We start from the raw sequence: 24,802 nt of genomic DNA on the forward strand, positions 1-24,802 counted from the left end.
ACTATACCGTTATTTTATCGTTCTCAACTATATATCTCAATACGAAGGGTGGCGGATCGCCAATGTTTACAACTTATGATGATATCAACCATCGATTAGAAATATCCGATGCAGGCGAGATGAAAATGGGCATTGAACGCATGCAGTCCATTCTGCGAAAACTCGGAAATCCTGAAACAAACGTGCGCTGTATCCATGTGGCAGGAACAAACGGCAAAGGTTCAACCATACAGATGCTACAAGCCATCCTGCGTGAACAAGGCTATTCTGTCGGTACTTTTACATCCCCCTTTCTCATGAACGTCAAAGAACACATTCAGCTGAATGGTGAATGGATTTCGGATGATGAGCTGAAACAGATCATTATGAAGATGAAGCCACTGGTCAGGGAACTGGAAAAGGAAGGATTCGGAAGCTTGTCAGAGTTTGAAGCAGTCGCTGCTGCTGCTTACGTATTTTTCAGCCAATGTTCACCGGATCTTTGTCTGATAGAAACCGGACTTGGAGGACGGACCGATGCAACGAACGTTATCTTGCCTTTGCTATCAATCATTACGAACATCGGGTACGATCATGTGAATCTTCTTGGCACGAGCCTTACTGAGATCGCCGGTCATAAAGCAGGAATCATCAAGCCTTCTGTTCCTGTCTTAACAGGGGCCGATCAGAGTGAGGCGCTGTCTGTTATTGAAAAGACAGCCCTGAAAAATCACTCGCGCTGCTACAGGCTGGGTAAAGAAATGTACACCGAGCGAATAAGGGCCAAGGAAGGCAAGGAAGTATTTTGCTACAGGTCCCCTTATTCAAACCGAAACCTTATGGAAATTACTATGCCAGGGAAGCATCAAGTCAACAACGCCGGATTGGCTTTAATGGCAATCGATCTTCTTAAATATGAGAGGGGCTGGGAGATCGATGAGGAATCGATCAGAAACGGAATAAAAAAGGCGAAGTGGGCCGGCAGGTTTGAGACAGTTAATAACCATCCAAAAATAATTATGGATGGCGCCCACAATCCCGAAGGAATCCTTGCTTTAGCGGAAACGTTAAAAAGCCATTTTCCCGGAAAGCCCATTCAAGTACTGTTTGCAGCATTAAAGGATAAAGATACTGGAAGCATGCTCAAACCGCTGGAAGAAATCAGTTCGTCCATAACGTTTACTTCGTTTAAGCACCATCGAGCCGACAGTGCCAGCTCCTTATATGAAAAAAGTACTATGAATGAAAAGCAGTATGATGAGGATTTGGAATCCGCCCTTACGAAATTTTTGAAACGGGGCAAAGGGAAAGATATCCTTCTGATTACAGGCTCCTTATACTTTATTGGGGAATGCAAGAATTTTTTACAGAAATTAAATGGCAAGTAATTGAAATTTTTCAAACTTTTGTTACAATAAGTAAGATAATAGTATTTACCTAGCTGTTTGCAGGATATAGGAATTTTTGCTCATGAAGGGGGACCGGGGGAACATGGATAAAAAAAGGCGGGTTGCTATGTGGACAGTATGGCTCATACTCTATCCAGCAGCAATTTGGACAGGCTACTCCCTGAATGATTTTCCTGCATCCATTTCTATTTTTGATATTTCGGTATTAACGGTACTCACCGTGGTCGTTTCATTGTTCCCAATCAGAGTACTAAACTCCAATATTTCTCTCATCACCGGTATTTCGCTGGCGATTTTCCTTTACTACGGATTGTTTTTGTCACTGGTCATCACTCAGATTGCTGTTTTCTCATTGACTCTTAAAGTCTATTTCAATACGAAAGAGCATTATCGCTACTTAACGAACAGTCTGATGTTTGCCTGGATTTCTGTAGGTTCCGGTATCATATTTGAGCTGCTTGGTGGGCAGACCGGCTCCTGCGACATCAACACTGGTTTTTATTTATTACCGATTGCCGGATACATAGTGGCGCATTTCCTCTTGAACCATCTGTTGTTATATGTGGTTAGAACGTATGTGTTTGCACAGAAAGTACGTTTTATAGAAAAGGATCTATGGGTTGATATTATTTTTGAAATGATGGTTATTCCAGTCGGAGTACTCCTATATGTTCTTTATTCGCAGATTGGCACACCAGCCATTTTTTACGTAGGGTTTCCGTTTTTGAGCCTGTCCATCATCATTAACTTGTACCATGCCAGCCGGCAGGTTAATGACCTCCTGCAGAAATCGAGTGAGATCGGCCAGCAGATGTCTGAACATCTGCAGGTTAATGATATTCTTGATGTGTTCATTGATAAGCTGACTTCCTTTATAATGGTGGATGGTGCCTATATCTTTGATGCAGAGGCAGGAGAATATTTTAAACCCATAAGGAAATACGAGAAAAACGCAGGCATGATCGAACATGATATTAAACTTCTTCGAACGGAAGGAGTTAGCGGAAAAGTTTGGGCAACCGGGAAAAGTGTGCTCTACTCATCAAAAAAACAATGGAGAGAAACTTCTGACAGCCACTTTAACGGCCACGGGGAGTCTATTATCTCCGTTCCGATGATTAGAAATCAGAGAATCATCGGCGTAATCACGTTTATGAATCAGAAGAAAAAGACGTTCCAAAAACACCATCTCATGATTATGGAAATTCTGTCCAACTATTTAGCGGTAGCGATTGATAATGCGAGGAATTATGAGACCACGAAGCTCAAAAGTGAGCAATGCCCGCTGACGGGACTCTATAATTACCGTTATTTTGAGAATCTCCTCTCTCAGATGTATGATGAGTTTAATTATTTTAAGCGGGAGTTTTCTGTCATCCTTATGGACATTGACCATTTTAAAAAGGTGAACGATACATATGGACATCAAAGCGGCAACGAAGTGTTAATTCAATTGGCACGCCGTCTCGAACACTACATCGGAGAAAACGGGACAGTGGCAAGATACGGAGGGGAAGAATTCGTCATCTTGCTTCCGCATATGAATGAGATGGATTGCTATCGCGCGGCCGAAGAACTGAGGAGCATTATATCCATGCATCCGTTCCTCATTAAAGATGATTTAAAAGACAAACGCTCTCATCAAATCTATATCACCGCAAGTATCGGAATTTCCACCGCTCCACTTCATGGTGAAGATCCGCTCACTCTACTGCGGAATGCAGACCGCGCCATGTATACCGGTGCCAAACAGCAGGGCAGGAACAAGGTTGCCAGGTATGTAGGATAATAATAAAAGCCTTCTCATGAGAGAAGGCTATTTCTTATTTCATGTGCGGTTCGACGATGGCTTGATCATCGGGGCCTGTGATCAAGGGTTCAGATAGAGTAGCCATCAGTTTCACCGTAAATTGCTCTATCAATCTATCTCAACCGAAACAAGCCATCTGCCCTAGTTATTAAAAATTCTGCTGTACCATAATACAGGTAAAAAATTTCAAACAATTGGCTCAGATATTCTATCCGCTTTCTCAAGTTCCGTTTCTGTGCTTCAAGCTCTATCATTAGTAGAAAAGGTCGTAGAATTGAGGTAGTGGACCGGGTACAAGAAATCAAGAGGGGAGCTTTGCTCAATAGTTGCACGAGCATATTAATCATTTTGCCTATGTTTGAATCCAGAAGCCTATGATTCGGATTGAAGCAGTGCAAAGATCTGAAAATTGGACGATATAAACAAAAAAGGAAAATAAAAATGCCCACTGATTTCTTAAACCAAAAAAGATACGGCGGATTATAATTAAATGTCTAAGGATGTTCAATATGGAATTGTTAATTGTTTATATGGCAGCACTATATGGCAGTTTACTCGGATCCTTCTTCAACGTAGTGGGCCTGCGCGTCCCTAAAAACGAATCGATCGTACACACAGGCTCCCACTGCACAGCCTGCAGCCGTAACCTTAATTGGTACGAACTGATTCCGATTTTCTCATGGCTATGTCAAAAGGGAAAATGCAGAGGCTGTCAAACAAAGATATCAGCTCTCTACCCAGTAATAGAATTATCTACCGCATTTCTTTTTATGATTTCCCCACTGGTGGTGGGGTTGTCAAAGGAACTGCTCGTTTCCTGGTGTCTGATCTCGCTCCTTATGATTGTTACAGTATCGGATATCAAGTACATGATAATTCCGGATAAGGTTCTGTTATTTTTTATGCCCGTTTTCATTGCCTTACGTATATTTATTCCCCTTGCTCCTTGGTGGGATCCCATAGCTGGATTTGCTCTTGGCTTCGGGCTTCTGTTCTTTATCGCTGTTGCATCAAAAGGAGGGATGGGTGGGGGAGACGTTAAACTCATGGGTGTACTTGGAATCGTTCTTGGGTGGAAAGCCACACTGCTTGCTTTTATACTGGCCACCCTTTTTGGTGCCGTACTCGGTACTGCTGGTTTGGCATTAAAACTGATAAAAAGAGGGCAGCCGATTCCTTTCGGTCCATATATTGTACTTGCAACATTAGTCTCCTATTTTTTTTTCCATGAGATGATCGATTGGTATTTTCATTTCATGAACTGAATGCAACAAAGACATAGTTGCAGAAAAAATGGCTATGGATTAGCTTCATTTATTCTATCAAACGCGATTCTTTTTGTTCTATGAAACAGGATTTCTGCATACCCTGTTTACTAGATGATAGAACAAAGGAGCGGATGTCATGAAGGAGCAAAAGCCGATCACAGTATTGATCAATGGTAAGGCTACTGCCTTTAAGGAAGTACAGAAAGAGAAGGAGTCTCCGACGAAGGAAATAGCGGCAGCGGTTTATACAGAGGAAACGACCGGATGGGAAATCATCGACTCTGAAGGATCCGGGAAAATACTTGACTTTAAAAAAGTGGTTTCCACAGTTCCCCGCCCGTCCGCTTTGCGAAAAAAGTGGTCTAAACGAAGAATGGTTCTGATGGACCGCAATCGCAACACCAGTCTGTTTTCAAAGAAATTCATTACCGCAGTCATTGCTGCAATTCTAACAGGCTGCACGTTTGGCGGAATAATCCTCATGCTGTTTACCGGTGAAACCGCATCGACCCAGAGCGAGACAGCGGCTGCACAGCAGGCCAGTGCCAGCTCCAAAGCCCAGGCTCCAGCGACGATTCCTTCAATCTCCATGGACTTTCATGCTGCTCAGAACGGACTCTTTTCGACCAAGAAAAAAGCGGAGGAAATCAGCAAGGACATGAAAGACCAAGGATATGCGGCGTCTGTTTATAAACAAGGGGCGAACTACTCCGTACTGATCGGTCTCGGAAATAAAAAAGAGGAGGCACGCGCACTGGCGGATGTCTATAAGTTTAAAGGAGTGGAGGTTTGGCCGAAGCAGCTGGACGCTTCTTATACGGATCTAAAGATTCCCCATAAAATGGATGAACCTTTTATCGTAAACGGAAAGATCCTTCTTCAGAATGTGATTACTCTTTCGCAGGTGCCAACGCTGAGCAAGAAAGCAAAAGATTCCATTATGAAGGATTACGAGGGTTGGAAAGCATATGGTGATAAACAGCATGAACAATGGCCGGCGAAACAGGAAAAGGCCGTGCGGAACTACGAAAAGGATATTTCCCGGGCGTTAACCAGGCTTACCGCCAACCGGCCAGGCGAAGTTGACTGGCCGCTGCAGCAAGCCGTGCTGGACAGTTTTGTGTCCTACACAAAGCTGCTTGAGGTTTTAAAATAGCGTATGAGGAGCAAAGCGCCGTAAACCAGCTTTGCTTTTTTATTTTCCATAAAAAAGAAAGCCGACTAAAAATAAAAGAAAATGTTAAATCAAGACATAAACAGACAAGTTTTGGCGAAAAATTAATAGAACAATCATGATAAACGGATTGCTTATTGTCTAACTTTGGAGATTTTGATATGCTTAATTCAAATCTCTCTTACAGTTGGTTGATTATAGTAAACCGCTAATTAAAAGGGTGATTATATGAAACGCCTCATACTAGCCTCTTCTTCACCTCGAAGAAAAGAACTTCTTTCAATGAACCTTCTCTCGTATGAAGTTATTCCAAGTACTATTCAAGAGGTCATGGATCCCTCATTGTCACCTGAAGAGCTTGTTTGTTCGCTTGCCAGGCAAAAAGCGGAAGATGTATTTAGGCTGCATAAAGAGCATGTAGTGATTGGTGCAGATACGGTTGTTGTGAACAATGGTACCGTGATGGGAAAACCGGCGGGAAGAAAGGAAGCTGTTGCGGCTCTCCGTTCACTTTCAGGCCGGACTCATACCGTGTATACAGGTGTCTGTATTCTGTCCGAAGGCAAAGAACGTTTATTTTCAGTTTCAACTGATGTAACGTTTTGGGAGCTTTCAGAAGCAGAGGTCGAAAACTATGTAAACAGCGGTGAACCTTTTGATAAGGCCGGCAGCTATGGGATCCAGGGATTGGGCGCAAGGCTCGTCCAGTCGATCGCCGGAGATTTTTACAGCGTGGTGGGATTGCCGGTATCCAGAGTAGTAAGGGAGCTTGAAAGCTTTGGAATCAGCGCAGTCAGTCAGGAAGATGACATTTAAGGAGGAATACGTAAGTGGCCGAAACACCGCTTATGATTCGAGATTATCCTGTACAAGAACGGCCGCGTGAGCGAATGCTCATCAGCGGACCAGACACCCTGGCGAACCATGAACTCCTGGCGATTATATTGAGAACAGGATCAAAGAACGAATCTGTCATTCAGCTTGCGAACCGAATCATTCAGCATTTTGAAGGACTTCGTTTTTTGAAGGACGCAACGATTGGTGAATTGAAAGAAATTCACGGCATTGGGGATGCGAAAGCCGTTGAGCTTCTCGCAGCCATTGAATTGGGAAGGCGCATCAGCCGACTGCCGTTTGACGAACGGTTTGCGATCCGCTCACCAGACGATGGGGCTCAATATATGATGGATGAATTGCGCTTTCTCCAGCAGGAGCATTTTGTCTGTCTCTATTTAAATACGAAAAATCAAATCATTCACAAGAAAACGATTTTCATTGGAAGCTTGAATTCATCGATTGTCCATCCCAGGGAAGTTTTCAAGGAAGGGTTCAGGCGGTCGGCGGCTTCCATTATTTGTTTCCACAACCACCCAAGCGGTGACCCCGCTCCAAGCAGGGAAGATATCGACGTTACAAAAAGATTAGTAGAATGCGGGAAAATGCTCGGAATCGAGCTTCTGGACCACATTATTATCGGTGATTTAAAATATGTAAGTTTAAAAGAAAAAGGTTATGTTTAACATTGTCATTTGCGCTTTTGTTAGCGTATAATCATATTTATGAGTTTTGCTTGATGAAAGGAGTTACATAAATGTTTGGTGGATTTTCAAGAGATTTGGGGATTGATTTAGGGACTGCTAACACTCTTGTTTACGTGAAGGGTAAGGGTGTTGTTGTGCGTGAACCTTCCGTAGTGGCATTGCGAACTGACACAGGATCAATTGAAGCAGTAGGTAACGCGGCGAAGAATATGATTGGCCGTACGCCTGGAAACATTGTAGCAGTACGTCCGATGAAAGATGGAGTTATTGCTGATTTCGAAACAACGGCAACAATGATGAAGTATTTTATTCAACAGGCACAGAAGAACCGTTCTGTGTTTGCTAGAAAACCTAATGTTATGGTCTGTGTTCCTTCTGGGATTACTGCGGTTGAAAAACGTGCAGTCGAAGATGCGACCAAACAAGCAGGGGCACGTGAGGCGTATACGATTGAAGAGCCGTTCGCAGCAGCGATCGGTGCTGATCTTCCGGTATGGGAGCCTACAGGAAGCATGGTTGTTGATATCGGTGGCGGTACAACGGAAGTGGCGATCATCTCCCTGGGAGGAATTGTAACAAGCCAATCCATCCGTATTGCCGGAGACGAGATGGACGATGCCATCATTCAGTATATTAAGAAAACCTACAACTTGATGATTGGTGAGCGTACAGCTGAAACACTTAAACTTGAGATCGGATCTGCCGGTTCTGCTGATGGTATTGAGAACATGGACATCCGCGGGCGTGATTTATTGACAGGGCTGCCGAAAACGATTACGATTACGGCGGAAGAAGTTTCCAGTGCGCTGAGAGATACAGTCAACAGCATCATGGAGGCCGTTAAAGTAACACTTGAAAAAACTCCTCCTGAGCTTGCAGCGGACATCATGGACCGTGGAATCGTATTGACCGGAGGCGGAGCTTTGCTTCGCAACCTGGACAAGGTGATCAGCGAAGAAACTAGAATGCCTGTCATCGTTGCTGAAAACGCTCTGGACTGTGTCGCTGTCGGAACTGGACGCGCGCTAGAAAACTTGCATCTTTTCCGTTCAAAGGCAGGGATTACTTCTCGTTCGAAAACAAAGATTTAAGTAGGTGTTTAGATCGTGCCACAATTTTTCTCAAACAAGCGGCTAATTATTCTTCTTGCGAGTATCATAGTCTTGGTGGCAATGATCGGTTTTTCTATGAAAGATCGGGAAGAATTAAGCTGGCCGGAACAATTTTTAAAAGATACGGTTGGTGTAAGCCAGTCGCTGTTTTATAAACCCGCTAACTCCATAGCGGGTTTCTTTGAGAACCTGACAGAAATGAAGCATATGTATCAAGAGAACAAACAGCTGAAATCGAAGCTGGACGAATACGCACAGCTGTCTGTAGACGTGCAGGAACTGAAGAAGGAAAACAAAACATTAAAGAGCCAGCTCGAAAAAGAAGCTGATCTTACGGAATACAAAGTTAAGGAAGCATCGGTCATCGGACGGTCCCCTGACCGCTGGAACAAGTTTATTTTTGTGAACAAAGGGTACAGAGACGGTGTGAAACCGAAGATGGCTGTTGTTTCACCTGAAGGATTCATCGGGAAAGTAGCAAAAGTATCTGCATTCCATTCCACCATCCAGCTGATCAGTGACAACGACCGCACGAACCGGATCTCCGCTATCGCTGAGAGCAACAAGCGCATTTTTGGCATGATTGAAGGCTATGATTCCAAAAAACAAGCGCTGCTGTTTAAAAAGATACCGGTGGATGCCAAGCTGGAAAAGGGCCAAAAAGTGATTACTTCAGGCCTTGGCGAGGTGTTTCCGCGCGGTTTGCTGATTGGTACGGTCAAGGAAGTGAAGCCGGATGAATACGGGCTGACAAAGACCGCTTATTTAAAGCCGTCGGCTGACCTTTATGATCTCGATCACGTGATGATTCTTGATCGTTCGATGCCTCAAGTCGACGAAAACGAATTTAAAGCAAAGGAGGAAGAATAATGAACAGGATTCTTCTTCCTTTTATTACCTATATTGCGTTTGTTGCCGAAAGTACAATCATGCAGGTTCTGGCGCCGGAGCATTATAATTGGGGCTTCCAGCTGATTCCCCATTTTTCTCTCGTGCTGATCATCCTTATATCCTGCTATCTTAAACCATCGTACGGCATTGTATACGGGATGGTCTTTGGGCTTCTTACCGATCTCATCTACACGGATCTGATCGGTGTGTATATGTTTTCTACTGCATTGGTGGCCTATTTCATTTCTGTTCTATCCCGCTATCTTTTCAGCAATTTCTTTGTTGCTATACTGTTAAGCGCAGCCGGGGCGGCAGGACTGGAATTTATGGTGTATGGATTAAACTCTCTGATTGGTATTGCCGATACAAATATAGACTCCTTCTTTTATGACAGGCTGCTTCCTACGCTGATTTTAAACGCTGTGTTTACTATCCTCGTTTATTATCCGTTTGCCAAGCTTCTGAAAAAGGTGCGAAAAGCCATCCATGAAAACTAATGGACATATAAAAAGAGGATTATTTAAAAAGTTGTCGAATGAAAGTATGTTGAGGTGAACGATGGCAATGGCACAAAAACTCCAACATAATGTAACAATAAAAGGTACGAAAGACGGTCTGGTCCTGTTGTTGGACGACCTATGCTCATTTGAGCAGCTGGTCGAAGAGCTTAACGATAAATTATCTGACGACCATGGACAGTTGCTGAATGGACCGCTTATTTCAGTCATTGTCAAAACGGGCAACCGGTATTTAACAGAGCAGCAGTCGCAGCTTGTCCGCGAGATTATCGGCCAGAAGCAAAACCTGGACATCAAACGGTTTGAATCGAACGTCATCACGGTGGCTGAAGCGGAGGAAATGAAGAGGGAAGCTCAAATCATACGAGTTTCAAAAGTGGTTCGTTCCGGCCAGGTGTTAAGTGTTCAAGGGGATCTTTTGCTGATTGGAGATGTAAATCCGAGCGGCACGATAATGGCAACGGGCAATATTTTTGTGATGGGTTCGCTGAAAGGCATCGCCCACGGAGGTTCATCCGGAAACCGTGAAGCGGTCATCGCCGCTTCTGTCATGAAACCCACCCAGCTAAGAATTGCGGATCTGATCAGCCGGGCGCCTGACCATTATCCGGAAATTGGGCATGAAATGGAATGCGCCTTTATTTCTGATGAAGAAAATCAAATATTGATTGACCGAATCAGTACTGTACATAGAATCAGGCCCAATTTGAATCGTTTATAGTAAGAAAGGGGAATGAATCATGGGAGAGGCAATTGTCATTACTTCTGGGAAAGGGGGAGTCGGTAAAACTACGACTTCTGCAAATATCGGTACGTCCCTTGCCCTTTCTGGTAAAAAAGTATGTCTAGTGGATACTGACATCGGCCTTCGCAATCTGGATGTATTGATGGGTCTGGAAAATCGGATCATCTATGATCTGGTCGACGTTGTCGAAGAACGCTGCAAGCTGCACCAGGCGCTGATCAAGGATAAACGGTTTGAATGCTTGTTCCTTCTTCCTGCTGCGCAGACGAAGGATAAAAGCTCGGTTCAGCCAGAACAAATGAAGAAAATCATTACTGAATTAAAGCAGGATTATGATTATGTGATCATCGACTGCCCTGCAGGCATTGAACAAGGATTTAAGAATGCGGTCGCAGGAGCGGACAAATCCATCGTCGTGACCAATCCTGAAATTTCTTCGGTTCGTGACGCTGACCGTATTATCGGGCTGCTCGAACAAGAAGAGGTAGAGACTCCTAAATTGATCGTTAACCGAGTCAGGAATCATCTGGCTAAAAGTGGAGACATGCTGGATGTGGATGAGATTGTTTCCATCCTTGCGATTGAGCTGATCGGCGTGGTGGTCGATGACGAGAATGTCATTAAAGCGGCCAATAAAGGTGAACCGATTGCGATGAACCCTGACAGCAGGGCGTCCATCGCCTATCGGAATATCGCAAGGCGAATTCTTGGGGAATCCGTGCCTTTAACGACGATTGAGGAAGAAAAAGGCTTCTTCTCAAAAATTAAAACATTGCTGGGCATGAGATAAATCATCCCAATGAAACCTTCGCTGAAGGGAAGACAGTGTATCTGCCTGTTCCCGAAGTGAAGGTTTTTTCGTTGTTTAGGGACAGACAGTGCCATCCTCTGTCATAAGGGCTCCGGACAAGTCATAAGATGGGGTATAACATGATGCGGAGGAATGGATGATGAGAAACAGTGCGGATGATTTAAGGCGCAGGTATGCTGACAGAATGGCTCAAGGAGACAGTGAATCGTTTAGAACCAGTCTGTATACGGGGAATTCTGCTTCCATGGGGGAAAAGAAAAAAGGGCCATTGTTTAACGGTTCGATCTTTTTGTTTCAGATCATGATGTCCGTGTGCCTTTTTCTTGGAGCAGGAATCGTGTTTAAAAATGACAGCGAGCTGTCTGCAAAAGGGCAGAGTTTGATTAAGAACATGTATCATAGCGAATTTCAGTTTGCCGCCGCTAAAAAGTGGTATGAAAATCAGTTCGGTAAACCACTGGCGTTATTGCCAGAAAAACAATCCGCAGCACCCGAGAATGCCGCCGCCGGGAATAAAAAGGATACTTATGCACAGCCTGCATCCGGCAGAGTGTATGAATCCTTTCAGGCCAATGGAAAAGGCATCATGCTTGAAACGGGAAAAACCTCGAACGTGGATACGGTAAAAGAAGGGTACGTCATTTTTATCGGGAAAAAGAAAAATCTCGGAAATACCGTTGTGATCCAGCATAGCAATGGGGAAGAATCGTGGTACGGCGAATTGGACAGCATTGATCCGAGTGTAAAGCTATACAGCTATATGGAAAGCCAAAAAACGCTGGGTAAGGTGACACCGAATAAGGACGGGAAGACAGGAAAGTTTTATTTTGCACTAAAAAAAGGCAATACGTACATCGATCCGAGCAAGGTGATCAGATTTGAATAATACAGTCTTTCAATTTTTAAGCAAAGTAAGGATCAATCCTCTCTTCTGGCTGATCATCGGACTTTCGATCATCACCGGGCATTTCCGTGAAATAATATGGCTGTTTTTGGCTGTTTTTATACATGAGATGGGTCATTATGCAGGGGCCCATCTTTTTCAATGGCGCGTGAAAAAAATTGAACTGTTTCCTTTTGGAGGAGTGGCTGAGGTAGAGGAACACGGGAACCGGCCGTTCCGAGAAGAAGTGATCGTTACATTGCTGGGTCCTGTACAGCATCTCTGGCTGATGCTGGCTGCTTTTTTCATTTTTCAGCTTGGCTGGTGGAACCCCGGTGATTACGAGTGGTTTATCAAAATGAACGTAACTCTTTTAGCTTTTAATCTTTTACCGGTTTGGCCGCTGGATGGGGGGAAGCTGATGTTTGCTGCAGCTGCCAGCATTTTTCCGTTTAAAAAAGCACATACTGTATTTTTATTAACCTCTTTTTCCATCATGCTGATCCTGTTTGTTTCCTTTATACACCGGGATCCTCTCCATTTAAACTTATGGTTTGTTGCCATCTTTCTTGGTGTCTCCCACTATATTGAGTGGAAAAGGCGGCAGTTCGTCTTCCTCCGTTTTTTAATGTCCAGGACAGCAAGTGTTCAGCCGGCGAGTACCCTTACAAAGCCCATTCATGTCCCGGCAGATGCTGCACTGTATGACGTCATCAGCCTGTTTCGAAAGGGGGTTCGGCACTTTATCGTTATTCAAATCGCTGGAAGAAGCAGGATCGTTGAAGAGAAGCAAGTGCTGAGCATGTTTTTTTCATCCAATCAGGTCAGGTGTGCAATCGGCCATCTTTTTCGTTAGAATAAGAGGATGAGTCATGTAAGCGAGGTCGGTAAATGTGAAAAAAATTATTATAAACGCTTTAACCCAAATCAAAAGAACAGCAATGATGGAAAATGGAGAAGCATTAGAACTGCATGTGGATGATTCCTCCGATCAGCCTGTACCCGGCAGCATCTATAAAGGCAGAGTAAGAAAAGTGCTGCCCGGCATGCAGGCAGCCTTTGTGGACATCGGAGCGGTCAAGAATGGTTTCATTCATCGTGATGATCTGCTCTCCTATCAGCAGTCCTATATGGCACCAGAAGATAAAAAGGCGGCATCGATCAGTTCCTTCGTGAGAGAAGGGGAGGAACTGGTCGTACAGGTTATAAAGGAAGAAACAGACACCAAAGGAGCCAGGCTGACCGGGATGCTGTCCATACCGGGCTCACGGCTCGTCTTTCTCCCCAATGCCTCCCATATCGGCGTATCCAAGAAGATGAGCAGGAATGAGAAGGAGAAATGGCGTCAGTTTGGCCATTCTCTAGTGAAAGGCGAAGATGGGGTTATTTTCCGCACGGCTTGCACAGGGCAATCGGAAGCGGACATACAAGCGGAGTTCGATGGTCTTGTAGAACGGCACCGCCATCTGGCAGCAAGAGCTGAACAAGCAGCGGCACCTGGTATTTTGCATGATGAGGGAGAATTTTTAAATAAGATCATACGAGATCACGCCTATGAAAACGGTACGGAGATTATTATCGATGATGCATCGGAATTCAGGAAACTGATCTGGCTGGCCAAGCCTTTTCCGCTGCTCCAAAAGAATATTGTCCTGTACAGCGGAAAGGAAAATATCTTCTCGTATTACGGAGTGGACGCACAATGGGAAAAAGCGCTCAGGCCGCACGTCTGGCTGAAAAATGGTGGTTCATTGCGGATCGATCAAACCGAAGCCCTGTCTGTCATCGATGTAAACACGGATAAATTCACCGGAAAGTCTAGCCGAAGAGAAACCGTTCTTCTAACGAACCTTCAAGCGGCAGAAGAGATCGCGAAACAGCTGCGGCTTCGAAACCTTGCGGGGATGATCATCATTGATTTTATTACGATGAGCGAGCCTGAGGATCAGCAGAGGGTAGAGGATGCTTTAAAAGAGGCTTTGGCTTCTGACGGAACAACGACCGTGGTGCATGGCTTTACACGGATGGGCGTTTTTGAAATGACACGGAAAAAAGAGAAGCAGTCCTTGTTCCATGCCCTGTCCGAACCTTGTTCTGTCTGTAAGGCCACGGGAAGGGTCCAGTCCGTGAGAGCCGTTGCCAACCAAGCGGAGCTCGTACTGCGGGAATACCGGCATATGGATGATGAAGCCTTGTGGATCGAGGCTACCCCTGAAGTCGCCCGCCAATTAAAGGGCGTAAACAGTGAGCATCTCCACCATCTGGAGGCACACCTCTCTTATCGTATTTATCTTACGGAGAGCGGAAGTGATGCAATGCCATCCTTTTCCATCCGGCATATCGGGCCATCCAGGGAAATTGAAGAAAGAATAAAAAAGATAAATTGACACGGCAGATCATAACATGGTATGATTCTTCTGTTAGTTTATTGGAGCACCGTCTCCAACCGCTCAGGAACAGGTTTTCAAGCTTACACAAGCACCTGTGATGGCGAGTCTGAGTTTACAAGGAGGTGCACGTGATGTACGCAATTATTCAAACTGGTGGTAAACAAGTAAGAGTTGAAGAAGGTCAAGCGATCTATGTTGAAAAGCTTGATGTGGAAGCTGGCGATACTGTAACATTTGAGGATGTTCTTATGGTTGGTGGAGACAGCCTGAAAGTGGGAGCTCCTTTGCTTGATGGAGTGACTGTAACAGGTAAAGTTGAAAAACATGGCCGCGGACAAAAAGTGATCGTTTACAAGTTCAAAGCGAAAAAGAACTACCGTCGTAAACAAGGTCACCGTCAGCCTTACACTAAAGTAGTTATCGATAAAATCAACGGTTAATTCCAATGATCAAGGTAACCATTTACAGAGATGAACAGCATCATATTCGTTCGTTTTCAATGAGTGGACATGCCGATTCCGGGCCTTATGGACAAGATCTTGTCTGTGCCGGGGCATCAGCCGTCTCTTTTGGAGCGATCAATGCGCTGGAAATCCTGTGCAGCATTACACCTGATGTGGAAACACGCCAGGATGGAGGCTACCTGGTATTTCATGCTCCAGATCATCTCGAAAGCCATATCCATGAAAAAGTACAGCTTCTTCTGGAAGGTATGGTTGTTTCCTTAAAAACAATCGAAAACGACTATGGTCGATTTATTTCATTGCAGGAAAAACAGGCATAGGCTTGGAAAGACTGCAAAACACCGAATGAGGAGGTGGGACGAATGCTAAAATTAAACCTTCAATACTTTGCTTCCAAAAAGGGAGTAGGTAGCACAAAGAACGGTCGTGACTCCATCTCTAAGCGCCTTGGTGCTAAGAGAGCGGACGGTCAGCTCGTAACAGGCGGATCTATCCTTTACCGTCAACGCGGTACTAAGATCTACCCTGGTACTAACGTTGGACGCGGCGGAGATGACACTCTTTTTGCGAAAGTGGACGGAGTTGTTCGTTTCGAGCGTCTTGGACGTGACCGCAAACAAGTAAGTGTATACCCAATCGCAAACGAAGCGTAAGAAGATAGCTCTAACCGGGTTGGTTAGAGCTTTTTCTTTTGTAAGGTGGGTATTTCATAACAGGCTTTTCGGTCTAATCCAGTGAAGCAGAGGAAATGGAATTTAACTTTTCAAACAGGAGTGCGAATATGGGTAAAGATTGGTCGACGTTAGAATTATTAAGGCATGCCCGCCATGACTGGCTCAATCAGCTCCAGCTTATTAAGGCAAACCTATCTATGGGACGGGCCGAACGGGCAAACGAGATTATTGAGGAAATCATCCTTGCTTCGAGGCACGAATCAAACCTCATGAATTTGAAAGTTCCTGAACTGGCGGAATACCTCATAACCTTCAACTGGCTGAAACACCCCATTGTACTTGAAACGAAAGTAACCGGAGAGATTAGAGACCTTTCGAAGGCGGAGAAGGTACTGCTTGAGGCCTGCCAGTCTCTTTTTGGCGTCATGAACCGCTCGGTTAATCCCCTGGCTGAAAACAGGATCGTTTTCACCATTTCAAACGAGCAGGATCCTTCCGCCTTCATGTTTCGGTTAACCGGAAGTATACATAATTCTGAGGAATTTGAATCGGAGCTGCAAGATGTGATGGCAGCACATAAATTATTGGACGTAATCGAAAGCTATATTCAACCCCATGAAGTATATCTTGTTTTACAATTGAATCAGTAAAGAACTTATAGAAGGAGGCGAGCAAACATGTTCGTGGATCAGGTCAAAATATTTGTAAAAGCCGGCGACGGCGGAAACGGAATGGTTGCGTTTCGCCGTGAAAAATACGTACCTAACGGCGGCCCTGCCGGTGGAGACGGCGGTAAAGGCGCTAATGTTGTTTTTGAAGTAGAAGAAGGCCTTCGTACGTTAATGGACTTTCGCTTCAACAAGCATTTTAAAGCCAAACGCGGTGAACATGGCATGTCCAAAGGCATGCATGGCAAAAATTCAGAAGATATGATCGTAAAAGTACCACCTGGCACAGTCGTAACAGACGCTGAAACCGGACAAGTCCTGGCCGATCTTGTTCATCATGAACAGCGGGCAGTAATTGCCAGAGGCGGACGTGGGGGACGGGGAAACACACGTTTCGCTACACCGGCTAATCCTGCGCCTGAACTGGCGGAAAACGGCGAACCGGGTGAAGAAAGAGAAGTCATTCTGGAATTAAAGGTATTAGCGGACGTTGGGCTGGTCGGATTCCCGAGCGTAGGAAAATCCACGCTTCTTTCTGTGGTTTCAGCGGCTAAGCCGAAGATCGCAGAATATCATTTTACGACCATTACTCCAAACTTGGGTGTAGTAGCGGTCGATGATGGAAGAAGCTTTGTTATGGCTGACCTGCCGGGTTTGATCGAAGGCGCTCATGAAGGTGTCGGTCTCGGGCACCAATTCCTTCGCCATATTGAACGCACGAGGGTTATCCTGCATGTGATCGATATGTCCGGCATGGAAGGAAGAGATCCGTATGAGGACTTCATAAAAATTAATGATGAACTGAAGCAGTACAATTTAAGGCTGACCGAACGGCCGCAGATTGTGGTAGCCAACAAGATGGATATTCCGGGTGCGGAAGAGAATCTTGAAGAGTTCAAACAGAAACTTTCCGGAGATATTCCAGTGTATCCGATATCAGCCATTACAAGACAAGGATTAAAAGAGGTCCTCTATACAACGGCTGACCTTCTGGAAAATACACCTGAGTTCCCGTTGATTCATGAGGAAAAAGAAGAGAACCGGGTGCTCTACCGCCATGAAAAAGAAGAATCCGGTTTTTACATTACAAGAGATTCTGCCGGAACATTTATCATCAACGGACCGAAGATCGAACGTCTCTTCAAAATGACCGACTTTACACGGGACGAGTCTGTTAAACGATTTGCGCGCCAAATGCGTTCAATGGGCGTGGACGAAGCACTTCGTGAAAAGGGAGCGGAACATGGAGATACGATTCGAATCTTAAAATATGAATTTGAATTTATCGAATAGGCTGCGTTTCAGAGCAGTCTATTTTTTTGTCTATATGGGATAGACATATGGCGTTCTCATTGGATATACTTATGAAAAAGCCCGTTTTGGAGGTTACGTTACATATGAAGGAAAGGCAATTTTACATGGTAAGGGATGATGTTCTTTCGGAATCCATGCAAAAAACGCTTGAAGCGAAGTCCTTGCTCGACCGAGGCAAGGTCAAAACAGTCGCTGAAGCTGCAGAAAAAGTGGGACTCAGCCGAAGTGCGTTCTATAAGTACAGAGATGGAATATTTCCTTTTCACACGATGATCAAAGAAAAAATCATAACGCTTTCCATCAATCTGGAAGACCGTTCGGGAGCATTATCAAGCCTGCTTACGATCGTAGCTTCCGTAGGCTGCAATGTGCTTACCATCAACCAGACCATACCGCTGCAGGGGAGAGCCAACGTTACACTCACGATTGAAACCAACGGTCTTCGCGGTGAGATCAATGAACTTCTCTCCACACTCAACCGGATGGAAGCGGTAGAACGAGTAGAAGTAATTGGGACAGGAGCCTAAAAAAATGAAAAAGGAGCACTGCACAACTGGCTGCAGTGCTCCTTTTTCATGTAAGCAGATATCCCTTTTCCTCCAGTTCCCTGCATGCTCTATCCAGCTGTTCTTTTGTCGGTGCCTCGAGCATGTGAAGGTGGATTCCTTCTGTTAACGTACTCAGCAAAGTCGCATTGGTCGAGGAGAGCTTACTGATAAATTCCTCTACATCCTTTCGGGTACTGAGAAGAAGCGATGCCGTCAGATCCCCGTAGATCGGATGCTCGACAATAACATTCCTGACCGTTACACCATGGTCAACGATCGTAAAAAGTTCATCCTTCGTGTGCTCGGGAGAATGGTTGGAAACGATCAGGTGAGTATGAGGAGCTGCTTTTTCTTCGGCTTTTAAATAGAGATACCCTTGGGATGTAGCGATGATCGGTTCCTCTCTTGCTTTTAACAGCGAGATGTCGCCGACAATCACCTGCCGGCTGACGTTTGTTTTTAGAGCGAGTTCACCGCCTTTAATCGGGCTAACGCTTTCTTTTAGCCACTTTAATATAAGGGCTCTTCTTTCGTCTCCTGGTATTTTTGGAGCCTCCATTATACGTTTCAACTCCCTGTTTGATCATAATATCGTTTGGTCAGAACATGAATGGCTTTCGTCAATGCTTGTATTTCTGCCTTAGTTGTTTCTTTGCCAAGTGTAATTCTCACGAGTTCATGAGCTTCATCCGCTGAACGACCCATTGCGAGAAGTGCTTTTGAAGGTTCCTGCTGTCCTGCTTTACATGCGGAACCTGTTGAAACAGCGATTTTATAGCGGTTTAATTCGAGCATGACATATTGCCCTTCAATTCCTTTCAGACGGATTGCGAGAAAATGAGGCAATGTCGTACGGCTGTGCCCTTCGACAATAAGATGTTCATCCTCATCCGTTAAGGAAAGAAAGTAGTTCCTAAGTTCCTGAACATTTGTATTCCATTCTACCATATGGTTCACCTGATTGCTTGCGGCCGTAATGAAAGAAACGATTCCCGGCGTGTTCACAGTTCCGGGGCGGAATCCTCTTTCATGGGTGCCGTTTGAGAGCAGCGGCTTCCATGAGAAATCCGGAGAAATATAAACCGCACCAACCCCTTTAGGGCCATGAATTTTATGGGCGGAGATCGTTAAGGCGCCAATATTCATTTCCCCTGCATGGAGAGGGATCTTTCCGAACGTTTGAACGCAGTCACTGTGAAAAATGATGTTTTTCTCCTTAAGGAGAGCCCCGATTTCCGACAATGGCTGGATAACGCCGATCTCGCTGTTCCCATGGGCAATGGTGACAAGAATGGTTTCTTTTCGGATGGCTCTTTGAAGGTCGTCTACATTAATTCTGCCGTTTGGATCAATCGGAAGTACAGTGATCTCAAATCCGTCCTCCTCTAAAAAAGAGAGGGCCTGCTGAACGGAACCATGTTCAAGAGGGGAAGTGATGATATGATTTCCTCTTTCCCTGTTTCCAAGAGCCAGGCTTGTCAGAGCAAAAAAATTCCCATCTGAACCGCCGCTTGTAAAATAGAGGCCCTCACAGCGTCCTCCGATCATATGGGCCAGTTCAGCACGTGCCAGATTAACGAGCTCGGCTGCCTGAGTTCCATCATCGTGCAGGCTGGATGGATTTCCATAATACATTCTTGCCGTTTCTGTAAAAGCAAACAGTGCTTCTTCTGACATAGGGGTTGTTGCTGCGTAATCAAGATAAATCATTGGATAAACACACCCTCTCAAAAAAACTCTTGTCATAAGTGTAATTCTATGTAAACATAGGTGTCAAGACACCTGTAAAGAAAATGAACGGGGGTTTCGTCATGAACGTAGAGTCAACGGACGTTCTCATCATCGGCTCCGGCATCGCTGGATTAATGACAGCCGAATGTTTACGCTCGCATAAGAATGTGACAATTGTCACAAAGTCTTCCTTCCGGAGCAGTAATTCATATCTTGCACAAGGAGGGATCGCAGCGGTCACAGAAACAGAGGACCACTGGGCTGAACACTTTATGGATACTGTAACAGCAGGCAGCTTTCACAATGAAGAAACACTCAGCGAGATCCTGGTTAAAGAAGGTACGGAGATGATCCGCCAGCTGGAGGAGTGGAACGTTCCCTTTGACCGGAACAAGGATGGCAGTCTGACCCTTGGCAGAGAGGGCGGCCATCGCCGTTCAAGAATCATCCACGCCGGCGGTGACAGAACCGGATCAAGAATCATCGATACGCTCTATAAAAGGATTGCCGGTCATGTCACTATGAAGGAATACGAAATCGCTGGCGACCTGATCATCAAACAGGGAAGATGTGCGGGGGCCTGGACGAAGAATTCAGAAGGTGAGATCACCATCTATTTTGCAAGCACTATTATTCTTGCTTGCGGCGGGGCGGCTGGCCTTTATTCCGTCCATTCCAACGACAGGAGCATTTCAGGAGACAGTATCGCACTCGCCTATCGGGCAGGTGCTGTACTTTCCGATCTAGAATTCATACAATTTCACCCCACGATGCTGTTTAAAAAGGGCGTTTCCTACGGCCTGGTATCAGAAGCGGTAAGAGGAGAAGGAGGCAGACTGGTTACATCTGAAGGAGCTCCTGTGATGTCCGGTGTCCACGAGCTGGGTGATCTGGCTCCTCGTGATGTTGTTTCGAGAACCATTTTTGGCTTTATCCAAAAGGGCGAGGATATTTTTCTTGATGTTTCAAAAGTGAAAAACTTCACAAACAGGTTTCCGTCCATAACTTCCCAATGCAAAAAAGCGGATGTTGTACTTAAGGAAGGAAAGATTCCTGTTGCGCCTGGTGCCCATTTTACGATGGGGGGAACGGTGACCAACCAATGGGGGGAAACGACCGTCCCCTGCTTATATGCAGTAGGAGAGGCTTCCCGAACCGGTGTTCATGGCGCCAACAGACTCGCCAGCAATTCATTGCTTGAGGGTGTTGTTTTTGCCAAACGGACAGCTTCCAGGATCTTGGAATCAAAAGATCATGAGGTGTCCATCTACCCGGTTGAATGGGGGTTTCCAACACAAAAGCAGAAAAAATTGCCGGAGAAAATTGAGATTCAGAGGCAGATGACGCAATATGCAGGAATTGTCCGTACGGGGAAGGATCTGGACAAAGCGCTTCGCTGGTTTCGACGTTTTTCTATAGACAAACCGGATTATTACAGTACACCCGATGAGATTGAAAGGATGAATATGCTTCAGACCGGCTGGCTGATCATTTCATCTGCGCAAATGCGTACAGAGAGCAGGGGCGGCCATTACAGAAGTGATTATCCGACAAAAAATGATAATGACTGGCTAAAAAAACAAATATACAGAAAGAAGGATTGGAATGAACAAGCTGAAGCTGAAAAAACAGCTGCAGGAATTTTTGCTTGAGGACCTTGGAGAAGGAGACATCACCTGTGGATTGCTGTTTTCAGAGCATGAGCATACAGAAGCTCGTTTCATCGCTAAAAAACCGGGTGTTTTTTCGGGCATGGAGGTCATCTCCGAGGGATATCGCCTGCTGGATAAGAACTGTCAAGTGGTGCCAAAGGTAAAAGATGGTGACAAGATTGCGGCAGGTCAGATCATTGCAGATGTCAGTGGCCCGGCACCTGCTATCTACAGCGGAGAAAGGGTCATCTTAAACTTAGTGCAGAGGATGTCAGGCATTGCGACGTTAACGCAAAAGGCAGTAATGACCTTGAACAGTGAAACAACCAAAATTTGTGATACAAGGAAAACCACCCCCGGGCTACGAATGTTTGAAAAATATGCAGTCCGCAGCGGCGGGGGATATAACCACCGATTTGGCCTTTATGACGGGGTGATGATCAAAGACAATCACATTGCCCGGGCAGGAGGCATTACAGAAGCAGTCAAAGCCGTAAAATCACGGCTTGGCCACATGGTAAAAGTCGAAGTAGAAACGGAGAATCTTGAACAGGTAAAGGAAGCGGCAGCAGCGGGAGCCGACGTTATCATGTTTGATAACCGCACCCCTGAAGAAATATCAGCTTGGAGACCTTACGTTCCAAAGCATGTGATCACGGAGGCTTCTGGTGGAATTTCCATTGACGCTCTTCATCACTATGGAAGAACGGGAGTCGATTTTATCTCGCTCGGAATGCTTACTCATTCAGCCATTTCATTAGATATCAGTTTAAATATCACAGGAGGGTTAAAAGATGAGCTTACTGGAAGCGTTCAAGCTGAAGTCCAGCATTCCTGAAACCTATTTTACGATGACGGAAGAAGATATGATCGAACGGGTCAGATCAGTTAAGAAACAGCTAGGCAATAAACTCTATATTCCCGGCCATCATTATCAAAAAGATGAAGTCATCCAATTTGCGGATACGACGGGAGATTCCCTTCAGCTTGCCCAGCAGTCAGCCAAGAATCGCGACGCAGAGTACATCGTGTACTGCGGAGTCCATTTTATGGCCGAGACGGCGGATATGCTGACTGAAAACCGCCAAAAAGTCATACTCCCGGATATGCGGGCTGGTTGCTCCATGGCGGATATGGCAGATATTCATCAGACAGAGAAAGCTTGGGAACACCTTCAGTCATCATTTGGCGACACGATCCTGCCGCTCACCTATGTGAACTCGACAGCAGCGATTAAAGCATTCTGCGGCAAGAACGGCGGTGCTACCGTAACCTCTTCTAATGCGGAACGCATGCTTGAGTGGGCGTTTACACAAAAAGAAAGAATCCTGTTCCTTCCCGACCAGCATTTAGGCCGGAACACCGCTTATGCATTAGGCATTCCTTTAGAGAAGATGGCGGTATGGGATCCAATTGCTAGGGAACTGGAAATTGAAGGTGACCTGAGCGATGTAAAAGTCATCCTTTGGAAAGGGCACTGTTCTGTCCACGAAAAGTTTACGGTGGAAAACATTCAATCTCTTCGGGACAGCGACCCGGAGATGAGAATCATCGTTCATCCAGAATGCAGCCATCAAGTTGTTCAGCAGTCGGATATGGCAGGGTCTACACATTATATTATCCAAGCGATACAAAATGCTGAGCCTAACAGTGCATGGGCGATCGGGACGGAAATGAACCTCGTGAACCGTCTGAAAAAAAATAACCCGGATAAACGCATTGTTTCATTAAATCCAAACATGTGTCCATGTCTTACAATGAATCGTATCGATCTCCCACATCTGACGTATGCGCTTGAAAAAATTGCACAGGGAGATCCTGAAAACATCATCACAGTGGACCCGTTAACAACAGAAAATGCCGTCAAAGCTCTAGAGAGAATGTTAGCCAGAGCTTAAATGGCCCCTCCTGTCAAAGTCATACAGCCGATTTCCAGGGCATAACTTGGTAAAAGACCGACTACTGAAATAGGTAGTAGCACAATGCCCAGAGACTCATATACTGTATAGAAATTTGGCAGGAGGGAGTTTTGTTTACGTGAGAATTCATATCGTTCAAAAAGGTGATACTCTCGAAAAAATCGCCGATAAGTATCATGTTTCATCAGAAGATTTAAAAAGAGCGAATTTCGGTTTATCTTCAGGCAATCTGGAAAGAGGAGCAAAAGTAAAGATTCCTTCTGAACAAGTGCCGATCGGACGCGGAGAGAAAGCGAAGATGCCGTTTAAGATGCCAGGCTCTAAAAAAGAGCAGCAGAAGAAAAAGGAAATGCCCAAAAAGGAAATGCCCAAAAAAGAAATGCCGGTTGCACCAGTTCAGCAAATTCCAATTCCAGCACCGCCACCGCCGCCGCCAAAACCTGCACCGATTCCAGCTCCACCAAAGGCAGCACCGATCATGCCAAAAGCTGAACCGAAAATGGCTCCGAAGGCCGAGCCTAAAATGCCTTTCAAAGCTGAACCCATTATGCCTTTAAAGCCGGCACCACCCAAAAAAGATATGCCGTTTCAACCATTGCTTCCGAAAAAAGATTACAAGGAATCACCTATGAAATCACCAAAGCCGCTGGCACCAATGTCCCATAAAGATTTTGCAGCGTATATGGAATCCTCCTCATCATCGCATATGAAATGGGGACATCACCATCAGCCGATTCATTATAAAGAACCAACTGTGAATTATGTACCTCCAGCTTATCTTTCTCCGGGACTCAGCCATGGAAAAGACCAATTCGGTATGGGGAAACAGCATAAACACCCGTTCTTGGGTGAAGAATCTTCTTCTGTAATGAACCAAATGTATTCAGGAGTGCCGCCGATGTTTGAACAGCCTCAGGGCTATAGTGCTCCTGTATACGGCACTGCTGGTGCAGGCATGCCGCCTTTCAGTGCAATGCCGTATCATGGCCAAGGTCAGCAAGCGGGATATTATCCGCAAATTCCCCCTGGGGGTTCCCAAATGGCCAATCCAGGTTCGGGTCAAATGGGATACAGCAGCATGCCTCAATCCGGAATGCAGCAGCCTTTTGAAGGATCGCCGCAGCAAGGGATCATGCTGTCACAAGATTCGCAGCAAAATCCATATGGTATGTTTATGCCGATGCAAGGCCAGCCATACGGTGGAAGCGATCTGATGGGCCAAGGAATGCAAGGCCAGCCATACGGTGGAAGCGATCTGATGGGCCAAGGAATGCAAGGCCAGCCATACGGCGGAAGCGATC

Annotated in this window: 26 protein-coding genes and 1 other annotated feature; of the genes, 24 read left to right on the plus strand and 2 right to left on the minus strand. The window is 45.4% G+C overall.

What is annotated here, in order from left to right; all coding sequences use genetic code 11:
• Positions 1-62: 62 nt before the first annotated feature.
• From QYF49_RS06715 to QYF49_RS06810, 20 genes are all read left to right on the plus strand, one after another.
• Positions 63-1,367, plus strand: coding sequence for a bifunctional folylpolyglutamate synthase/dihydrofolate synthase (locus QYF49_RS06715; protein WP_290398819.1), 1,305 nt, complete (start codon positions 63-65; stop codon positions 1,365-1,367).
• A 103-nt stretch (positions 1,368-1,470) separates the two neighbouring features.
• Complete coding sequence (locus QYF49_RS06720) at positions 1,471-3,177, plus strand: sensor domain-containing diguanylate cyclase (protein ID WP_290398820.1); 1,707 nt, start codon at positions 1,471-1,473, stop codon at positions 3,175-3,177.
• Between the two features lie 530 nt (positions 3,178-3,707).
• Positions 3,708-4,463, plus strand: coding sequence for a prepilin peptidase (locus QYF49_RS06725; RefSeq protein ID WP_290398821.1), 756 nt, complete (start codon positions 3,708-3,710; stop codon positions 4,461-4,463).
• 139 nt (positions 4,464-4,602) lie between these two features.
• Positions 4,603-5,622, plus strand: a complete 1,020-nt coding sequence (locus QYF49_RS06730) for an SPOR domain-containing protein (protein WP_290398822.1) — start codon at positions 4,603-4,605, stop codon at positions 5,620-5,622.
• Between the two features lie 246 nt (positions 5,623-5,868).
• A complete protein-coding gene (locus QYF49_RS06735) occupies positions 5,869-6,456 on the plus strand; it encodes a Maf family protein (RefSeq protein ID WP_290398823.1) in 588 nt (195 codons plus the stop codon).
• 32 nt (positions 6,457-6,488) lie between these two features.
• Positions 6,489-7,160: a RadC family protein gene (gene radC / locus QYF49_RS06740; RefSeq protein ID WP_290399068.1), complete on the plus strand. Its 672-nt coding sequence runs from the start codon at positions 6,489-6,491 to the stop codon at positions 7,158-7,160.
• Between the two features lie 71 nt (positions 7,161-7,231).
• The gene (locus QYF49_RS06745; protein ID WP_290398824.1) at positions 7,232-8,272 is read left to right on the plus strand and encodes a rod shape-determining protein; all 1,041 of its coding nucleotides are present in this window, start codon (positions 7,232-7,234) and stop codon (positions 8,270-8,272) included.
• 15 nt (positions 8,273-8,287) lie between these two features.
• Positions 8,288-9,163, plus strand: coding sequence for a rod shape-determining protein MreC (mreC, locus tag QYF49_RS06750; protein ID WP_290398825.1), 876 nt, complete (start codon positions 8,288-8,290; stop codon positions 9,161-9,163).
• Positions 9,163-9,681, plus strand: a complete 519-nt coding sequence (mreD, locus tag QYF49_RS06755; protein ID WP_290398826.1) for a rod shape-determining protein MreD — start codon at positions 9,163-9,165, stop codon at positions 9,679-9,681. The genes mreC and mreD overlap by 1 nt, the downstream gene beginning before the upstream one ends.
• A 67-nt stretch (positions 9,682-9,748) precedes the next feature.
• Entirely contained in the window at positions 9,749-10,423 is a 675-nt protein-coding gene (minC, locus tag QYF49_RS06760; RefSeq protein WP_290398827.1) for a septum site-determining protein MinC, read from the plus strand.
• 19 nt (positions 10,424-10,442) lie between these two features.
• Complete coding sequence (gene minD / locus QYF49_RS06765) at positions 10,443-11,237, plus strand: septum site-determining protein MinD (RefSeq protein ID WP_290398828.1); 795 nt, start codon at positions 10,443-10,445, stop codon at positions 11,235-11,237.
• A gap of 157 nt (positions 11,238-11,394) precedes the next feature.
• Positions 11,395-12,144 (plus strand): M23 family metallopeptidase, encoded by a 750-nt coding sequence (locus tag QYF49_RS06770; protein ID WP_290398829.1) that lies wholly within the window; start codon positions 11,395-11,397, stop codon positions 12,142-12,144.
• A complete protein-coding gene (locus QYF49_RS06775) occupies positions 12,137-12,997 on the plus strand; it encodes a M50 family metallopeptidase (protein WP_290398830.1) in 861 nt (286 codons plus the stop codon). Before QYF49_RS06770 ends, QYF49_RS06775 begins: the two co-directional genes overlap by 8 nt.
• A gap of 37 nt (positions 12,998-13,034) precedes the next feature.
• Positions 13,035-14,528 carry an Rne/Rng family ribonuclease gene (locus QYF49_RS06780; RefSeq protein WP_290398831.1) on the plus strand — a complete coding sequence of 498 codons (1,494 nt, stop codon included), beginning with the start codon at positions 13,035-13,037 and terminating at the stop codon, positions 14,526-14,528.
• A 47-nt stretch (positions 14,529-14,575) separates the two neighbouring features.
• Positions 14,576-14,649 (plus strand) — a sequence feature (ribosomal protein L21 leader region).
• 13 nt (positions 14,650-14,662) lie between these two features.
• Positions 14,663-14,971: a 50S ribosomal protein L21 gene (gene rplU / locus QYF49_RS06785; RefSeq protein ID WP_090234719.1), complete on the plus strand. Its 309-nt coding sequence runs from the start codon at positions 14,663-14,665 to the stop codon at positions 14,969-14,971.
• A 5-nt stretch (positions 14,972-14,976) separates the two neighbouring features.
• Positions 14,977-15,315, plus strand: a complete 339-nt coding sequence (locus tag QYF49_RS06790; RefSeq protein ID WP_290398832.1) for a ribosomal-processing cysteine protease Prp — start codon at positions 14,977-14,979, stop codon at positions 15,313-15,315.
• 42 nt (positions 15,316-15,357) lie between these two features.
• Positions 15,358-15,648, plus strand: coding sequence for a 50S ribosomal protein L27 (gene rpmA / locus QYF49_RS06795; protein ID WP_290398833.1), 291 nt, complete (start codon positions 15,358-15,360; stop codon positions 15,646-15,648).
• Between the two features lie 128 nt (positions 15,649-15,776).
• Entirely contained in the window at positions 15,777-16,319 is a 543-nt protein-coding gene (locus QYF49_RS06800; RefSeq protein WP_290398834.1) for a Spo0B C-terminal domain-containing protein, read from the plus strand.
• Between the two features lie 27 nt (positions 16,320-16,346).
• A complete protein-coding gene (gene obgE, locus QYF49_RS06805; RefSeq protein WP_290398835.1) occupies positions 16,347-17,630 on the plus strand; it encodes a GTPase ObgE in 1,284 nt (427 codons plus the stop codon).
• Positions 17,631-17,734: 104 nt separating this feature from the next.
• Positions 17,735-18,178: an ACT domain-containing protein gene (locus QYF49_RS06810; protein ID WP_290398836.1), complete on the plus strand. Its 444-nt coding sequence runs from the start codon at positions 17,735-17,737 to the stop codon at positions 18,176-18,178.
• A gap of 46 nt (positions 18,179-18,224) precedes the next feature.
• Here the strand turns inward: QYF49_RS06810 and QYF49_RS06815 are convergent, their stop codons facing one another.
• A complete protein-coding gene (locus tag QYF49_RS06815; RefSeq protein ID WP_290399069.1) occupies positions 18,225-18,761 on the minus strand; it encodes a transcription repressor NadR in 537 nt (178 codons plus the stop codon).
• Between the two features lie 5 nt (positions 18,762-18,766).
• Positions 18,767-19,909 (minus strand): IscS subfamily cysteine desulfurase, encoded by a 1,143-nt coding sequence (locus QYF49_RS06820; RefSeq protein ID WP_290398837.1) that lies wholly within the window; start codon positions 19,907-19,909, stop codon positions 18,767-18,769.
• Positions 19,910-20,010: 101 nt separating this feature from the next.
• Here QYF49_RS06820 and nadB point away from each other — a divergent pair, with 101 nt between their 5' ends.
• The 4 genes from nadB to QYF49_RS06840 all read left to right on the plus strand — a co-directional run.
• Entirely contained in the window at positions 20,011-21,582 is a 1,572-nt protein-coding gene (gene nadB, locus QYF49_RS06825; protein ID WP_290398838.1) for an L-aspartate oxidase, read from the plus strand.
• A complete protein-coding gene (nadC, locus tag QYF49_RS06830) occupies positions 21,536-22,420 on the plus strand; it encodes a carboxylating nicotinate-nucleotide diphosphorylase (RefSeq protein WP_290398839.1) in 885 nt (294 codons plus the stop codon). The genes nadB and nadC overlap by 47 nt, the downstream gene beginning before the upstream one ends.
• Entirely contained in the window at positions 22,377-23,480 is a 1,104-nt protein-coding gene (gene nadA / locus QYF49_RS06835; RefSeq protein WP_290398840.1) for a quinolinate synthase NadA, read from the plus strand. Before nadC ends, nadA begins: the two co-directional genes overlap by 44 nt.
• A 139-nt stretch (positions 23,481-23,619) precedes the next feature.
• Positions 23,620-24,802 (plus strand): LysM peptidoglycan-binding domain-containing protein (locus QYF49_RS06840; protein ID WP_290398841.1); only part of this gene is annotated, 1,183 nt, incomplete at its 3' end.

The organism is Fictibacillus terranigra, assembly GCF_030412265.1.
Lineage (GTDB): Bacteria > Bacillota > Bacilli > Bacillales > Fictibacillaceae > Fictibacillus_C > Fictibacillus_C terrinigri.

What these genes read in the sequence shown, in the direction of transcription:
- QYF49_RS06715 (WP_290398819.1), top strand. Translation starts at nt 63, where the DNA reads ATGTTTACAACTTATGATGATATCAACCATCGATTAGAAATATCCGAT.
- QYF49_RS06720 (WP_290398820.1), top strand. Translation starts at nt 1,471, where the DNA reads ATGGATAAAAAAAGGCGGGTTGCTATGTGGACAGTATGGCTCATACTC.
- QYF49_RS06725 (WP_290398821.1), top strand. Translation starts at nt 3,708, where the DNA reads ATGGAATTGTTAATTGTTTATATGGCAGCACTATATGGCAGTTTACTC.
- QYF49_RS06730 (WP_290398822.1), top strand. Translation starts at nt 4,603, where the DNA reads ATGAAGGAGCAAAAGCCGATCACAGTATTGATCAATGGTAAGGCTACT.
- QYF49_RS06735 (WP_290398823.1), top strand. Translation starts at nt 5,869, where the DNA reads ATGAAACGCCTCATACTAGCCTCTTCTTCACCTCGAAGAAAAGAACTT.
- radC (WP_290399068.1), top strand. Translation starts at nt 6,489, where the DNA reads ATGATTCGAGATTATCCTGTACAAGAACGGCCGCGTGAGCGAATGCTC.
- QYF49_RS06745 (WP_290398824.1), top strand. Translation starts at nt 7,232, where the DNA reads ATGTTTGGTGGATTTTCAAGAGATTTGGGGATTGATTTAGGGACTGCT.
- mreD (WP_290398826.1), top strand. Translation starts at nt 9,163, where the DNA reads ATGAACAGGATTCTTCTTCCTTTTATTACCTATATTGCGTTTGTTGCC.
- minC (WP_290398827.1), top strand. Translation starts at nt 9,749, where the DNA reads ATGGCACAAAAACTCCAACATAATGTAACAATAAAAGGTACGAAAGAC.
- minD (WP_290398828.1), top strand. Translation starts at nt 10,443, where the DNA reads ATGGGAGAGGCAATTGTCATTACTTCTGGGAAAGGGGGAGTCGGTAAA.
- QYF49_RS06770 (WP_290398829.1), top strand. Translation starts at nt 11,395, where the DNA reads ATGATGAGAAACAGTGCGGATGATTTAAGGCGCAGGTATGCTGACAGA.
- rplU (WP_090234719.1), top strand. Translation starts at nt 14,663, where the DNA reads ATGTACGCAATTATTCAAACTGGTGGTAAACAAGTAAGAGTTGAAGAA.
- QYF49_RS06790 (WP_290398832.1), top strand. Translation starts at nt 14,977, where the DNA reads ATGATCAAGGTAACCATTTACAGAGATGAACAGCATCATATTCGTTCG.
- rpmA (WP_290398833.1), top strand. Translation starts at nt 15,358, where the DNA reads ATGCTAAAATTAAACCTTCAATACTTTGCTTCCAAAAAGGGAGTAGGT.
- QYF49_RS06800 (WP_290398834.1), top strand. Translation starts at nt 15,777, where the DNA reads ATGGGTAAAGATTGGTCGACGTTAGAATTATTAAGGCATGCCCGCCAT.
- obgE (WP_290398835.1), top strand. Translation starts at nt 16,347, where the DNA reads ATGTTCGTGGATCAGGTCAAAATATTTGTAAAAGCCGGCGACGGCGGA.
- QYF49_RS06810 (WP_290398836.1), top strand. Translation starts at nt 17,735, where the DNA reads ATGAAGGAAAGGCAATTTTACATGGTAAGGGATGATGTTCTTTCGGAA.
- QYF49_RS06820 (WP_290398837.1), bottom strand. Translation starts at nt 19,909, where the DNA reads ATGATTTATCTTGATTACGCAGCAACAACCCCTATGTCAGAAGAAGCA.
- nadB (WP_290398838.1), top strand. Translation starts at nt 20,011, where the DNA reads ATGAACGTAGAGTCAACGGACGTTCTCATCATCGGCTCCGGCATCGCT.
- nadC (WP_290398839.1), top strand. Translation starts at nt 21,536, where the DNA reads ATGAACAAGCTGAAGCTGAAAAAACAGCTGCAGGAATTTTTGCTTGAG.
- nadA (WP_290398840.1), top strand. Translation starts at nt 22,377, where the DNA reads ATGAGCTTACTGGAAGCGTTCAAGCTGAAGTCCAGCATTCCTGAAACC.